This is a genomic window from Flavobacterium sedimenticola (assembly GCF_030053345.1).
GTDB classification, from domain to species: Bacteria; Bacteroidota; Bacteroidia; order Flavobacteriales; family Flavobacteriaceae; genus Flavobacterium; species Flavobacterium sedimenticola.
This window is the reverse complement of sequence record NZ_JASGBP010000010.1, coordinates 1-14867: the sequence shown is the minus strand read 5'-3', so window position 1 is coordinate 14867 and position 14867 is coordinate 1. Positions and strand designations below refer to the sequence as shown.

The 14867-nt window shown below is 38.9% G+C and carries 16 protein-coding genes; 9 read left to right on the top strand and 7 right to left on the bottom strand.

Going from position 1 to position 14867, the window contains the following annotated elements:
• Positions 1 to 855 carry a dihydropteroate synthase gene (folP, locus tag QHT84_RS12450; protein WP_283239894.1) on the bottom strand — a complete coding sequence of 285 codons (855 nt, stop codon included), beginning with the start codon at positions 853 to 855 and terminating at the stop codon, positions 1 to 3.
• Between the two features lie 124 nt (positions 856 to 979).
• Between folP and QHT84_RS12445 the strand changes: the two genes are divergently transcribed.
• The 8 genes from QHT84_RS12445 (at position 980) to QHT84_RS12410 (ending at position 6353) form a co-directional block, all read left to right on the top strand.
• Complete coding sequence (locus QHT84_RS12445) at positions 980 to 1522, top strand: DUF1599 domain-containing protein (RefSeq protein ID WP_283239893.1); 543 nt, start codon at positions 980 to 982, stop codon at positions 1520 to 1522.
• A 24-nt stretch (positions 1523 to 1546) separates the two neighbouring features.
• A complete protein-coding gene (locus tag QHT84_RS12440; RefSeq protein WP_283239892.1) occupies positions 1547 to 2638 on the top strand; it encodes a MauE/DoxX family redox-associated membrane protein in 1092 nt (363 codons plus the stop codon).
• Positions 2639 to 2881: 243 nt separating this feature from the next.
• Positions 2882 to 3214, top strand: a complete 333-nt coding sequence (locus tag QHT84_RS12435) for a hypothetical protein (RefSeq protein WP_283239891.1) — start codon at positions 2882 to 2884, stop codon at positions 3212 to 3214.
• Between the two features lie 18 nt (positions 3215 to 3232).
• The gene (locus tag QHT84_RS12430; protein ID WP_283239890.1) at positions 3233 to 3730 is read left to right on the top strand and encodes a TlpA family protein disulfide reductase; all 498 of its coding nucleotides are present in this window, start codon (positions 3233 to 3235) and stop codon (positions 3728 to 3730) included.
• On the top strand, positions 3730 to 4482 hold the full coding sequence (gene tpiA / locus QHT84_RS12425) for a triose-phosphate isomerase (RefSeq protein ID WP_283239889.1): 753 nt from the start codon (positions 3730 to 3732) through the stop codon (positions 4480 to 4482). Before QHT84_RS12430 ends, tpiA begins: the two co-directional genes overlap by 1 nt.
• A gap of 147 nt (positions 4483 to 4629) precedes the next feature.
• Positions 4630 to 5097: a hypothetical protein gene (locus QHT84_RS12420; protein WP_283239888.1), complete on the top strand. Its 468-nt coding sequence runs from the start codon at positions 4630 to 4632 to the stop codon at positions 5095 to 5097.
• A 63-nt stretch (positions 5098 to 5160) separates the two neighbouring features.
• Complete coding sequence (gene prmA / locus QHT84_RS12415; RefSeq protein ID WP_283239887.1) at positions 5161 to 6021, top strand: 50S ribosomal protein L11 methyltransferase; 861 nt, start codon at positions 5161 to 5163, stop codon at positions 6019 to 6021.
• Positions 6022 to 6077: 56 nt separating this feature from the next.
• On the top strand, positions 6078 to 6353 hold the full coding sequence (locus tag QHT84_RS12410; protein ID WP_283239886.1) for an ATP-dependent Clp protease adaptor ClpS: 276 nt from the start codon (positions 6078 to 6080) through the stop codon (positions 6351 to 6353).
• Here the strand turns inward: QHT84_RS12410 and QHT84_RS12405 are convergent.
• From QHT84_RS12405 to QHT84_RS12385, 5 genes are all read right to left on the bottom strand, one after another.
• Complete coding sequence (locus QHT84_RS12405) at positions 6350 to 6778, bottom strand: hypothetical protein (RefSeq protein ID WP_283239885.1); 429 nt, start codon at positions 6776 to 6778, stop codon at positions 6350 to 6352. The genes QHT84_RS12410 and QHT84_RS12405 overlap by 4 nt on opposite strands.
• 9 nt (positions 6779 to 6787) lie before the next feature.
• The gene (locus QHT84_RS12400) at positions 6788 to 7966 is read right to left on the bottom strand and encodes an AIR synthase related protein (protein WP_283239884.1); all 1179 of its coding nucleotides are present in this window, start codon (positions 7964 to 7966) and stop codon (positions 6788 to 6790) included.
• A 127-nt stretch (positions 7967 to 8093) separates the two neighbouring features.
• Positions 8094 to 8864: an OmpA family protein gene (locus QHT84_RS12395; protein ID WP_283239883.1), complete on the bottom strand. Its 771-nt coding sequence runs from the start codon at positions 8862 to 8864 to the stop codon at positions 8094 to 8096.
• A gap of 1 nt (position 8865) precedes the next feature.
• Positions 8866 to 9753 carry an OmpA family protein gene (locus QHT84_RS12390; RefSeq protein WP_283239882.1) on the bottom strand — a complete coding sequence of 296 codons (888 nt, stop codon included), beginning with the start codon at positions 9751 to 9753 and terminating at the stop codon, positions 8866 to 8868.
• 102 nt (positions 9754 to 9855) lie between these two features.
• On the bottom strand, positions 9856 to 12045 hold the full coding sequence (locus QHT84_RS12385) for a glutamine synthetase III family protein (protein WP_283239881.1): 2190 nt from the start codon (positions 12043 to 12045) through the stop codon (positions 9856 to 9858).
• A 205-nt stretch (positions 12046 to 12250) separates the two neighbouring features.
• Here QHT84_RS12385 and QHT84_RS12380 point away from each other — a divergent pair, with 205 nt between their 5' ends.
• Complete coding sequence (locus QHT84_RS12380) at positions 12251 to 13192, top strand: TerC family protein (RefSeq protein ID WP_283239880.1); 942 nt, start codon at positions 12251 to 12253, stop codon at positions 13190 to 13192.
• A 74-nt stretch (positions 13193 to 13266) separates the two neighbouring features.
• On the opposite strand, the gene QHT84_RS12375 is transcribed toward QHT84_RS12380, so the two are convergent.
• On the bottom strand, positions 13267 to 14867 hold a 1601-nt coding region (locus QHT84_RS12375; protein WP_283239879.1), incomplete at its 5' end, for a T9SS type A sorting domain-containing protein.

Sequence of the window (14867 nt, the reverse complement as noted above, 5' to 3'; positions counted from 1 at the left end):
TCAATTTGGGATTTCTGTTTGGGCTTCGAAGTTTCGGGATAATTCTTGGAACAAAGTAACACATTCTACTGCTTCTTTCACATCATGCACACGGAGAATTTGTGCCCCTTTTTGCAACGCAACGGCATTGAGAAAGGTAGTGCCGTTAAGTGCCGAATCGGGGGTTCCGTGTAACGTTTTGTAAATCATGGACTTTCTCGAAACACCCACCAACATAGGCAAATGAAGGTTTTGAAATAGTTCGAGATTATGCATCACTTCAAAATTTTGCGCGGTGGTTTTGGCAAATCCGAATCCGGGATCAATTATCAAATCGTTGATACCAAAACGTCTGGCTGTCGCAATTCTCTCGGAAAAATAAAACAACATCTCTTTCAGGATATCATCATAGGTTGTGAACTGCTGCATGGTTTGCGGGGTTCCTCGCATGTGCATCATAATGTAAGGTACCTGATAGGCCGCGACCGTGGACAACATGGTATCGTCTAAATGTCCGGCTGAAATATCATTAATCATACAAGCGCCATAATCTAAGGCTTGTTGGGCCACCGCAGCACGAAAAGTATCCACAGAAAGTAAGGCTTCAGGGAAGTGCTGTAACACCAATTTTACGATGGGTAATAATCTTTCGATTTCGGCTTCCTCCGAAACAAAATCGGCCTTGGGCTTACTCGAATACGCACCAATATCGATAAAAGTTGCACCGACTGCCAGCATACTTTCGACACGTTGGAGTATGGCTTTTTCGTTATTGTATGTTCCACCGTCAAAAAAAGAATCGGGTGTCACATTCAGTATCCCCATGACTTTGGGCAACGACAAATCGATTAATTTTCCGCGACAGTTAATGGTCATCACAAATTAAGTTAGTTATAAGATGAAGTCCTTTGAACTTCAATCTTTATTCTTTACTTTTGACACGGTACCTTCTCTTTTTGGAAGATATCCTTTTAAAAAATTGACACAAAGATACACTGAAATGAGTAAAACTGCTCAAGAATATGATAAGGTTATTGCAATTTGCAGACAACTTTACATCAATAAAATGAAAGACTACGGTAGTGCTTGGCGCATTTTGCGATTACCGTCGCTTACCGATCAAATTTTTATCAAAGCACAACGCATTCGCAGCTTACAGCAAAATGAAATCCGCAAAGTGGATGAAGATGAAACCGGAGAATTTATTGGGATTATTAACTATTGCATTATGGCTTTAATTCAACTGGATTTGGGCGTGGTAGAGCAACCCGATTTGGATGTGGCCAAAGCTACGGAGTTATATGATGCCAAAGTGGCGCTGACCAAATCGCTTATGGAAGCCAAAAACCACGATTATGGGGAAGCTTGGCGAGACATGCGTGTAAGTTCGCTCACCGATTTGATTTTACAAAAACTTTTGCGGGTCAAACAAATTGAAGACAATCAGGGAAAAACCCTGGTTTCGGAAGGCATCGATGCCAACTATCAAGACATGATAAACTATTCGGTCTTTGCCTTAATTTTGATGGGTTTCGGACAATAACTATACGCACCAAATTATAACACTATGAATTCAAAAAACAACATTGCTTGGGGAATACGATGGATCATTGCTATTCTTTTCTTACTTTCGGCAGTAGCCAAGTTATATCCGTCGCCTTACTTTGCGATTTCCACTTTTGAAGTAAAACAATTGTACCCGATGGGGTTCTCAGAAGGATTTGCCCCTTTCTTTTCCAGAATCTTAATCGGAATTGAATTCGCTTTGGGTATTTTAATTCTGCAAAAAAACTTTTTACGAAGCATCGTCATCCCGGCCACGATTTTATTGTTGGCAGTTTTTACCACGCATTTAATGATTGAAACCATTCAAAACGGTGGCAATTCGGGGAACTGCGGGTGCTTTGGAAGCCTATTACCAATGACTCCTATAGAGGCTATCGTCAAAAACGTAGTTGCTATCATTTTATTGATTTGGTTGGTCATCATTATGCCGAAATCCAACGAAAGACACGATAACTTTTGGGTCCTTACCACCACAACTTTCGCGGCTATATTGATGCTTTTTATGTTGGCTCCTATCCAACCGGTGGAATCTGATTTTTCGGTTTCAACACCTGAAGAAACAGTAGCAGACACTACCGAAACGGCCCCGGTAACCCTACCACAAGAGGTTGAAAAACCTACTATAGACACAGCAAAAAAAGAAATCGAAAAAGCGGTGGAAGTGAAAGCGGAACCTACTGAACCCGCTCCGAAAAAATCGGGGTATGCTTCCTATTTCTCTCATATTGACAAAGGTCGAAAAACACTTTGTTTTTTTGTGCCGGGCTGTGATCATTGCCGAGTGGCTGCCAAAGAACTTACCGAACTCAAAAAGAAAAATAAAAACTTTCCGGAAATCTCTATTATTTTTATGAATGAAGAAGCCGATTTAATTCCGGCCTTCTTCAAAGAAGCCGGAGCCGAATATCCGTACAAGATTATAGAGGTAATTCCGTTTTGGAAAGTCTTGGGTTCGGGCAAAGATACACCGGGTGTGAAATATTTGTGGAACGGTAATGAATACAAATACTATTGGGGAATTAACGACAACAAATTTGACCCGGTAGATTATGAGAAACTAATTCATAAGACCTACTCTGAATTAAAAAAGTAAGTTCATTTTAAGATTGAAGTTAATATTGTAAAAAAAGCTTCGATTTATTTTAATATTTTTATGGCATTGCTGTTCATGGTATTGGGAATTATTTGATTACCATGAGCCCCGATGAAACTAAAATTGCCGGAATTCCATTTTAAATACTGATTGGTTTGTCAGGTGTTTTTATAAAAAGGTTGCTTTGCTGAAGTGAATTAATCGACTAAAAACTGTTTCGTAAATAATTTTAATATTTACTGTATGATAAAATATATAATGTCCCGAAGAGTAAATGAAAGAGGCCTCATCGGTATTGGTCTTTGCATTATTGTTTTTGTTTTGGGCTACTTTGTGCTGAATCACGTTTCTACCCTAGAAGATCCGCCTCTGGGAAACACTATTTACATTCTAATCGGAAGTGCCCTGACCTTCCTTTCCATCCTTGGGGTTATTCTGATTTTGAAATACATGTATGATAACAAAAAAAGAAAAGAACGAAAAGAGCGAAAACGGAGAAATCATAAGCTTTTTTATCTGAAGGACTCCAACCGAAGCCGATCAAAAAGCAAGACCAAAACGAATGCGTCGCTTTAACCAAATAACTGACTGAAAATGAAAAAAGTACTTTTTATAATTATTGCTGTAGTCGCAGTGTTTGCTTTCACTAACAAACAAAAAACAGAATTTTCCAAAGAGAGTTTAAGTCAAAAACTCATAACGTCCGACAGCACACAAATAACTTTTAAAGAGATTTTAGCCCAACACAAAGGAAAAACGACCGTCATAGAAGTTTGGGCTTCTTGGTGCAGCGATTGTGTGAAAGCCATGCCCAAAGTAAAAGACATGCAAGCCAATCACCCAAAAGTGGACTATGTTTTTATCTCCATGGACAAAGCTTTTGATAAATGGAAAAACGGTATTGCCAAACACGAATTGAAAGGAGCACATTACTGGGCAACCGATGGTATGAAAGGAGCATTCGGAAAATCAATCGACTTAGATTGGATTCCGAGATACATTATCTTAGATAAAAAAGGAAAAATAATTACGTACAGAGCTATCGAAACTGATTTCGATCAAATCAATGCCACCCTAAAAACGTTAGAATAATGAGACAAAAGATTGTTGCCGGTAATTGGAAAATGCACAAAAATGCCGAAGAGACCGAAGATTTATTGAATGAATTAATTGACAAACTACCCAACGATGTGGAAGCACAAATCATAGTGGCGCCAACATTCATCAATTTGGCTTCTGCTGTCGACCATTTGGAGTTTACCAATATAGGCGTGGCCGCACAAAACATGCATCAAAATGAAAGCGGTGCCTACACCGGTGAAATCTCTGCCGATATGCTGAAAAGCGTTGGAGTTAATATTGTGATTCTAGGTCACTCCGAAAGAAGAGCTTATTTTCATGAAACGGATACTATCCTGGCTCAAAAAGTAACCACCGCACTCAAACACGATATGAACGTTATTTTTTGTTTTGGAGAGGAATTAAAAGACCGACAAAACAAACAACACTTTAATGTAGTGGAAAACCAATTACGCGATGGCCTTTTTCATATTGAAAACCGCGATTGGGAACAAATTGTTTTGGCCTACGAACCCGTATGGGCCATTGGAACCGGAGAAACTGCTACGCCAGAACAAGCTCAGGAAATGCACGAATTTATTCGTGAAACCATTCGTAAAAGATACGGTAGCGATATTGCCGAAAATGTCTCAATTTTGTACGGTGGTAGCGTGAAACCGGAGAATGCCAAAGAAATTTTTTCTAAACCCGATGTTGACGGTGGACTCATTGGTGGTGCCGCACTGAAAGCCGATGACTTTGCCGCTATCGTCAGCGCTATATAATACAGCCTACCTCTTTTAAACATAAACCTTTCAATAAAATGAAAGGTTTTTTTTATATTTAAAATTATTTTAATGTATTTAATCGGTTTTATTTGCATTTAATCGATTATGTTTCTATTTTTACGGCACCCTAAATCACACAAAACAATGAAAACAAAACTTTTGCTGTTTCTTTTTCTATCCATTAGTGGTACCGTATTGGCTCAAATTGATACCCAAAAGCGATTCCAGTCTGATTCCAGAAAGTACTATGTTTGGAGTGCTGAGCATGAAAAATACGAAATGATTGAAACCGAATACGAAAACACGGTGATTGACATTCGGGAAATCGGTTCTAAAACCAACGGTTACATTGTAATCAGTATGATTGATAACGGTGTCGCTCGGTTGCATCACGGCTCGATATATGAGTTTGCACAAACCAGTGAAAATGAAGGTACTTGGCTCATTCGTTCCAAATATATGAGAGCCAAATTAACGTACAACGCTAAAGAAAACACCATTACGTACTTGTATGATGCCGATAATAAAAGGTACCGCAAACTAATGATCTTTACTGTTTCACCCGATGAATTCCCTAATGCCAGCTTGAAGGCCATCGTAAAAACGGATTAAAAGTTTTTAGCAAATGACTTTACACAAATGGCGTTGATAGTTACCTTTGCAAAAAAGTGAATCATGTCAAATAGCTATTTAGGGTATCATTTTTCGGTGGAACCCAAAGACCCGAGCAATCGCGAACAGGCGAAGCAATTGGGTTCGGAAATCTTAATCGCAGAATTGGGTGAAAAACCGTTTGAAAGTTTTATTGAAACCGATAATGGTTTTAGTGCCTACATTCAGAAAGATCTTTGGACTGAAGATATTCTTGATGACATTTTTCTGTTAACTTCTCCCGAGTTTACCATTTCATTCACTATTGAAGAAATCGATCAAGTGAATTGGAACGAAGAATGGGAAAAAAACTTTGAACCCATTGATGTGGACGGCAAGTGCCACGTCCGTGCGCCTTTTCATCCTAAAACCAACGCCGAGTTTGATATTGTGATTGAACCGAAAATGAGTTTCGGTACCGGTCATCACGAAACTACACACATGATGATTCAGCACTTGTTAGAAACCGATGTTACCGGAATGAAAACCTTAGACATGGGCTGCGGCACAGCTATTTTAGCCATTTTAGCCGAAATGAAAGGCGCCAAACCTATTGATGCCATTGACATTGACAACTGGTGTTATTTGAATTCCATCGAAAATGCCGAACGCAATAATTGCCAAGAAATAACCGTGTACGAAGGTGATGCCGAATTACTGAAAGGTAAAAAATACGACCTCATTATTGCCAATATCAATCGCAATATTTTATTAAATGACATGCAACAATATGTGGATTGTTTGAACCCAAATGGTATCCTGTTGTTGAGTGGATTTTACACTGAAGACATTCCTTTTATTGACACGTCTTGTACCGAAAAAGGATTGACTTTTGTTAAGCAATTCGAAAAAAACAATTGGGTTTCTCTGAAATACCGTTATTAACAGAACGTTCCTAGTTTAGCCAATCGAACCGAAACCTTAAACTCGAAACCGAATACATGAACACGATAGAAAAAGTACAAGAAGACGTATTAGTAGAAGAATTAGTGGGTACCAACAACGAAATTGTGTTGTACAATGACGATGTAAATACTTTTGATCATGTAATTGACACCTTAATTCGCGTATGCCAACACACTGCCGAACAAGCCGAGCAATGTGCTATAATTGTACATTATAAAGGAAAATGTACCGTAAAAACAGGTGCTTATGATGAACTCAAACCACAATGCACCCAATTATTGGAAGCCGGTTTGAGTGCCGAGATTATTTAGGCTTTAAACTTCCAGTCAAATTCGTCGTTGTCTTTGATAATGGCTCCGATTTCTACTCGAATAACTACTCCGTACTCTGATTGTAAGATAAGCCAATTGCTTTCGTTGAAATGATTTTCAAAAGAGTCAAAATCTTCAACAGACCAGGCTTTAAAAGGCAATGATTGTTTCACTTCTTCAGTCTTTCTTCCCATTACTTGCTGCTCTAAAATAGTCACTTCAGGGTTCGAACAACTGATATAGCCTAAACGAAAATCTTCATCGGCATAAAAAGTCAAACTCCATTGGAACGTGTTGTACATTACTATCACATTCCCATCTTCATCCTTATACTGTTTATCGGGTTTGCCGTAAATAGCCTCCACATGGTTTTGTTGCATTCCGAAAAGTAACTTTTCGATACCGTTTTTGAGATGGATTGTCATAACCTACTTTTAATATTCAAAGGTTCCAAACTCACTTTTTATGGTGAGTTTTTTATTTTCAGAAGCCGCTACCCTTCCAACAATTTTGGCTGAGACACCAAAGGACTCTGAAATACTTATAATATCAGTGGCTATTTCCTGCGGTACATATAATTCCATGCGATGTCCACAATTGAATACCTGGTACATTTCTTTCCAATCGGTTTTGGAATTTTCTTGAATCAATTTGAACAACGGCGGTACCGGAAACAAGTTATCTTTAATCACATGAACATTGTCGACAAAATGCAGCACTTTAGTTTGCGCACCACCACTGCAATGTACCATGCCATGGATGTCTTTTGGGGTATATTTATCTAAAATAGCTTTGATAATCGGCGCATAGGTTCGGGTAGGCGACAACACTAATTTCCCGGCATCGATAGGGGAACCTTCCACGCTATCGGTTAATTTAGTAGTTCCCGAATATACTAACTCGGTCGGTACAGCCGCATCAAAACTCTCCGGATATTTTTGGGCCAAATATTTCGCAAAAACATCATGACGCGCCGAAGTTAATCCATTACTTCCCATACCACCGTTGTAACTTTTTTCGTATTGAGCCTGACCGAAAGAAGCCAAACCCACAATCACATCACCGGGTTGGATGTTGGCATTATCAATCACATCACTGCGCTTCATGCGTGCCGTTACAGTAGAATCGACAATGATGGTGCGCACTAAGTCGCCCACATCGGCGGTTTCGCCACCGGTAGAATGGATGGTTACTCCAAATGCCTTAAGCTCTGCGATTAGCTCTTCAGTCCCGTTGATAATCGCCGAAATGACTTCGGCCGGAATTAGATTTTTATTTCTTCCGATAGTAGAGGATAACAAAATATTATCAGTAGCACCTACGCACAATAAATCGTCGATATTCATGATTAGGGCATCTTGCGCGATTCCTTTCCAAACCGAAATATCCCCGGTTTCTTTCCAATACAGATACGCCAAAGACGACTTGGTTCCGGCTCCGTCGGCATGCATAATCAAACAATAATCCTCATCATAGGTTAAATAATCCGGAACAATTTTGCAGAAAGCTTTGGGAAATAATCCTTTATCGATGTTTTTGATGGCATTGTGCACATCTTCTTTGGAAGCCGAAACTCCGCGCAGATTGTAGCGTTTGCTGTTATCAGAACTCATTGTGTAGTGTTGTGTTGTTGTGGCGCAAAGATAATTTGAAAATGTGTCAATTGGAAGATTTGAAGATGAAATTTCATTTATTTGAATGGATATTACTTTCAAATTCTCAAATCCTCCGATTCTCAAATCATTTTTCAATTATCAAAATTTCGACACGGCGGTTTTCATCCGCTTCCGCCTCGGTTCGTTCGGGAATACGATGAATCGGACGTGAAACGCCATAGCCTTTGAATTTCATTCGCTTTCTGTCGATTTTATTGCGCAGCAAATAATTGTAAATCGCTCGCGCTCTTGCCGTAGAAACGTCATTTCTGTCTTCCACCGTTTGGCAACAAATATGACCTTGGATTTCGATTTTGATGTTTGGATTTTCCTCGAGCGCACAGAGCAAATCATACAAGGTAGTTTCTGATTTAGGCACAATTCGCGCCGAATTATTAAAAAAGTATAGGTTAGGTAACTTGATGGTCTCGCCTACTTTGGATTCCTTTATCTTTTTAATCAATTCGTTTTCGGGAACTACGGGCGCTGCTTCAGTGTAAAAAATGGTGACTTTTCGGTTCTCGGCTTGGACTTTAGATTGCTTAAATTCTTTTCCGAACGCTACTTTTTCTAATACTTGACTGAATTTCAAACCACTTTTTTCCAAAAGTTCGCGCACACTTTCGATGCGTCGTTCGGCCAACTTCCTGTTGTAATCTTTGGTATCGATACTATCGCAAAACCCTTGCAATTTGGTAATTTCAATGTTTCTATGGTTGGCTATCCATTGATTGAGCTCGAGTATCGAACTCGGATTGGGAAAATCTTTGTTGAAATCGAAAAAAACTACAAACTGCTTTTGAGAAAATCCCAAAAGCGGCAGCAATAAAATCCATATAACCGCGATTTTTTTCATGCTAATTCGCTACAATTAAAATTTCCACACGTCTATTGGCGGCTCGCTCGGCTTCATTTTTCTCGGGTAACGGATAAATGGGCTGTGTACTTCCGAAACCTTTATAGGAAAGACGCGCCGGATAAATTTGATTGGCCACCAAAAAATTATAAATGGCCTTAGCCCGTTGCGTAGACAAATCGAGGCGATCAGTAGGCATGCAACACAAATGGCCGTGAATTTCTATTTTCAATTGCGGATTGTTTTGCAATACCAATAGCAGTTCATACATTTTTCCACGGGATTCGGGGACAACCGCAAAAGTATTCACGATAAAATTGAGGTTGTCAATTTTGAGTTTTTCCCCGGGTTGTGCATGACCGACTTTGTTCATAAACGCACGATCGAGTTTAAACTCTGACTTGGTGCCGTTGGGATTTTCAAAAACCAAGGTTTCGGGATAGTTGATTTCGGGCTTGGCTTCTTCCGGTGCTTTTTCTTCTTGAATTCCCAAAATCTCATTTTCCCGAAGAATATCTTTTTCTAAAATATAATAGACGGTAACCTTTCGGTTTTCGGCTTTATTGGCCGACTGTTGAAACTTTTCACCAAAACTCAAGGTTTTAAAATCGTCTCGAATTTTGATTTGACCTTTGACAATTCCGTAAACAAAATCGACTCTTTTGCGGGCCAAGGTATCGTTGAATCCGGTGGTACCGTCTTCATCGGTAAACCCATGAATGGCAACAATTTTATTGTTGTTATTGGTTAAAATCCATTGGTTTAACTTATTCGTCTCCTTTTTATTCAGCTCAAATTTATTGCTGTCGAAATAGAAACTAATCTGTTCTTGGGCAGACAATTCTACACCGCAAATAAGAATAAAAAGAATACTGATTTTGCGTAACATGGGTTAGAGATATTTAGTATAACGAAGTTACGCCATTTTTAATATAAAAACACCCGACAATTTTAAAAACTGTCGGGTGTATAAGCTGTAGAATCAGAAAAATTATCGGGTAAACAACAGTTCTCTGTATTTGGTTAATGTCCAAATTTCGTCGTCAACCAAGAGTTCTAATTTATCACAATGCTCGCGGATAATTTCAAAGTAAGGCTTGACTTTATCGCAATAGGCTTCGGCCATTTTTTGAGCATCGGTTAAAGCATTGGCTTTTTTACGAGCTTCAGTCATGGCTTCTACATTCGTATTAATACCTTCGATATGGGCAGAAATTTCTTTGATTAAGAAAATTTGCTCTTTGGCAATTTTCTCAAAATCTTTACCAAAGATTTCTTTTAAGCCACGCACATTTTCGATAAGCGTATTTTGATAACGGATAGCGGTTGGAATCACGTGATTACGAGCAATATCCCCTAGAACGCGACCCTCAATTTGGATTTTTTTGGTGTATTCTTCCAATTCAATTTCGTATCGCGCTTCCACTTCTACATGATTCATCACATTCAAATCGTGAAACAATTCCAATGCTTTTTTAGAAACCTTCGCTTTTAAAGCAGCCGGAGTCGTTTTATGATTACTTAAGCCGCGTTTTTTAGCCTCTTTTTCCCAAGCATCACTATAGCCGTCACCTTCGAAAAGAATATTCTTGGTTTGTTTGATGTATTCTCTCAACACGTTGAAAATAGCCTCATCTTTCTTTAAATCTTTTTTCTCAATTAAAGTGTCCACTTCTTTTTTGAATTCTTTCAATTGTTTGGCCACAATAGAATTTAAGGTAGTCATGGCATTGGCACAGTTGGCTGAAGAACCAACGGCGCGGAATTCAAATTTATTTCCGGTAAAAGCAAACGGAGAGGTTCGGTTTCGATCGGTATTGTCTAACAATACGTCCGGAATTTTACCTACTACATTTAATTTTAAATCGGTTTTTTCTTCCGGAGACAGTTTTCCTTTGGTAACACCTTCCAATTCTTCAAGAACTTTGGTTAACTGCGCTCCGATGAATACCGAAATGATGGCCGGAGGTGCTTCATTAGCTCCCAATCGGTGGTCATTGCTGGCCGTAGCAATAGAAGCTCTTAATAATTCTTCATATTCTTGTACCGCTTTGATGGTATTGATAAAGAAAGACAAAAATTGCAAATTGCTCATGGGTGTTTTGCCCGGAGACAATAAATTGACACCGGTGTCGGTAGCCAATGACCAGTTGTTGTGCTTTCCGGAACCGTTTACTCCTTTAAAAGGTTTTTCGTGGAATAACACTTTAAAGTCATGGCGCTCTGCTACTTTCGACATTACATCCATCAATAAAGAATTGTGATCTACGGCCAAATTTGTTTCTTCGAAAATAGGAGCCAACTCAAACTGATTAGGCGCCACTTCATTGTGACGGGTTTTTACCGGAATACCGAGATACATACACTCTTCCTCTAATTCTCGCATAAAATTTAAGGCACGAGACGGGATAGACCCAAAGTAATGATCGTCTAATTGTTGTCCTTTAGCAGAAGTATGACCCAACAAGGTACGCCCGGTTAACAGTAAGTCGGGACGAGAATTGGCCAATGAACTATCTACCAAGAAATACTCTTGCTCCCAACCTAAAGTAGCGGTTACTTTTTTTACATTTTTATCGAAATACTTACACACTTCTGTCGCGGCTTCATCCACTGCATTTAAGGCGCGCAATAATGGTGTTTTATAATCTAAAGCCTCGCCGGTATAACTGATAAATACCGTTGGAATACATAAGGTTGTGCCAAAGATAAACGCCGGTGACGTTGGATCCCAAGCCGTATACCCACGAGCCTCAAACGTATTTCGGATACCGCCGTTCGGGAAAGAAGAAGCGTCCGGCTCTTGTTGTACCAATTGTCCGCCACCGAATTTTTCTAACGGGTCGGAACCATCGTAGGAAGTTTCAAAAAAAGCATCATGCTTTTCTGCAGTTGTTCCGGTCAAGGGTTGAAACCAGTGGGTATAATGTGTAACACCTTTGGCCACTGCCCACTCTTTCATACCCATGGCAATATAATCGGCTAACTTTCTGTCAATTTTAGTTCCATGCTGTATGGCATCTTTTACACCTTTATAAGCATCGGGAGTTAAAAACTGCCTCATGGCTTTATCATTAAACACATTAGAACCGAAGATAACCGATTTTTTATCGGTTTCTTCAAATTTCACAGGCTTTCTGTCTGCTGCATCTTTTAATGCTTGGAAACGTAAAGTTGACATAAAAATTATTTTTTTTTAATTATACCCTTAATATTTTGATGCAAATATAGCAATATTTGTTTTTAAAAATAAAGTACCCCCTATTTTTTTTAGGGGTATTTTATTTTAAACATTTTTTGTGTCCATTTATTTTCTTTAGGACTCGTTAATTGTACAGCATTGAAAATACAAACCACTATATTTGTAGCAACTAAATAGATACATTATGACCGTTTGGATTATTTTTCTTGGCTTTATTTTTCTTTTTCTGGCTCTCGATTTGGGTGTTTTTAATAAAAATCCACACATCATTAAACCCAAAGAGGCCGGAATGTGGACCGCCATTTGGGTTACACTTTCATTCATATTCAGTATTGTAGTGAATTGGCTATACAGCAATGAGTACATTGCCAATCCAACCGGTATTAAGCCAGCGGTAGCGTCGATGAAGTTTATAACGGGTTATTTGATAGAACTCTCGTTGAGTGTGGACAATATATTTGTGATTGCGGTCATTTTTGCTTCATTCAAAATTCCGCAAAAATACCAGCACAGGGTATTGTTTTGGGGAATTATTGGCGCTATTGTTTTTAGAGGATTGATGATTTTCTTTGGCGTAATTCTGATTAATAAATTCTCTTGGATGACTTATTTATTCGGAGCATTTTTAATTTTTACCGCTTTCAAAATGTTATTTAAAGGAGAGGAAGAAGAGTTCAATCCGAAAAAATCATTTGTATACAGAAATCTAAGAAAAATAATGCCGATTACGAGTCATGCCGATGGGGAACATTTTTTTGTAAAAAGAAGACACATCACTGCAGCAACACCACTTTTTGTTGCATTGATTGTTATCGAAGTAATGGATATGCTTTTTGCATTGGATAGTGTTCCTGCTATTTTGGCGATTACCTCTGATCCTTTTTTAGTGTTTAGCTCTAATATTTTTGCAATCTTGGGACTTCGGTCGATGTATTTCTTTTTGGCCAACATGCTCGAAAAATTCAGCTATTTGGAATATAGTTTGATTGCTATATTGACATTTGTTGGCGTTAAAATGCTCATTATTCATTACTATAAATTTCCGGAGTGGGTCTCCTTAGGTTTCATCGCATTCTCGTTATTAATCGGAATTATTGTTTCCATCAAAAGAAGCGAATCAAAATAGGTTGCAATACCTTTTAAAATAAAAAACCTCTTCATAATGAAGAGGTTTTTTTGTTAAATTATAGTCGGAAAGTTTTATCTTTTGATGACTTTAAGTGTTTTTACTTCATCACCTTGACCAACAACTACGTTATAAACTCCTGACGGATAACGCTCACCTATTTTAATTTCTGATGTTTCAGCAGGATTAACTTCTCTGGTTTCGATAAGTCTACCTACCATATCATAAATTGCAATAGTCACTTTAGTTGTTTTAGCATTCGTCAAGACTACATTGAAGTTCTCAGAATAAGGGTTAGGATATATTCTAACACCCATACCGGCTTCAACGCTAGCAATTGTTTTTACATCTTCTTGTCTTTCTGTAGAAGGCATTGAAGTTCCGACAAATACTCTACATTCGTCAAATCCTCTGTTGATAGCATCTACCGCTTGGTTCACCTGAGATGGTGTTAAACCTCCGATACTCTCACCTCCTAAGGCTCTGTTAGCTAATACTAATAAATTACCCACATTAGCTCCACCATTCGCATTTAAGTAATTGATGACAGCCTGAGGAATGGTAAACAGTTGTTCAGTTCCGGCAACCGGCACACTAGAACCACATGTTTGAGTATCAGCTGTTACAAAAGTACTTGACAAATTAAAGTCTGCTAAATCTTCACCATTCAATTGCATATTGAAGAACAAGGTCATGGTCTGACTCAACAACACATTGTTAATTCCGCCTCTTTTTGCTCTGTTAGTACTCAACGGATTGCTGTCTGACCATGTTGAATAATCGTCATAAGTAGCAAATCCAACTAAAGCTCTCGGCGTACCACCTCCCGGCAACATTTTAAAGATATTATTACTAGTAATATTATCTATTGTCAACGTGAAATAATTACCGGTTACAGTACTACCAAAGTTTACAGTTCCTCCTACACTATTAACCGCATTCATCATGATTGTTTTAGCATTTGAAGTCTCTCCCTCCGGAGTACAAGCAGCGCCATTCACATTACCATAATATCCTTGAGTATACGTACAATTAGCACATGGTGCCACCATGAATCTGGCGGTACAAGAAACAACCTGACAATTGTCAGTCACTGTAAATGTAACTACCAATGGTACTCCAGGTTCAGGTAATTGTAATTGAGATAAGTCAGTTACTGTTGCATTGGCACAACCTCCGGTGTAACCAAATGAATTTCTCCATTCATTGAAAATGAAATTAGCATCTTCACCGCAAGCTACTGTTCTGTCTGCTGGGCAGTTAATCTCAAGTTTTTGTGCCGGTATCACAGTAAACGACTCAGTCACTTCAGGAGAAGAACACAAATCATTCACAACGTAAGTTACCGTAGTTGTTCCTCCGCTACATAATGGCGGAGCTATTGGTGAACCATAATTACCTACTGGCGCACAACCTCCGGAAACATTAAACTGACTTAACCATGTGGCAAATACTGCATCCAATGCTGCCTGGTCGGTATAATCACAAGAACTAACCACTGCTGAATCCGGTGAATTGACAATTAATGCAGGAGCCACTGTAATGGTAAAGGTTCTGGTTACCGAACCACTGTAGCATTTATCACTTACATTGTAAACTACTGTAGTGGTGCCGCCCTCACACAAGCTTGGTGCTACCGGTTGTCCGGTGAAGCTGCCGCTTGGAGCACATCCGC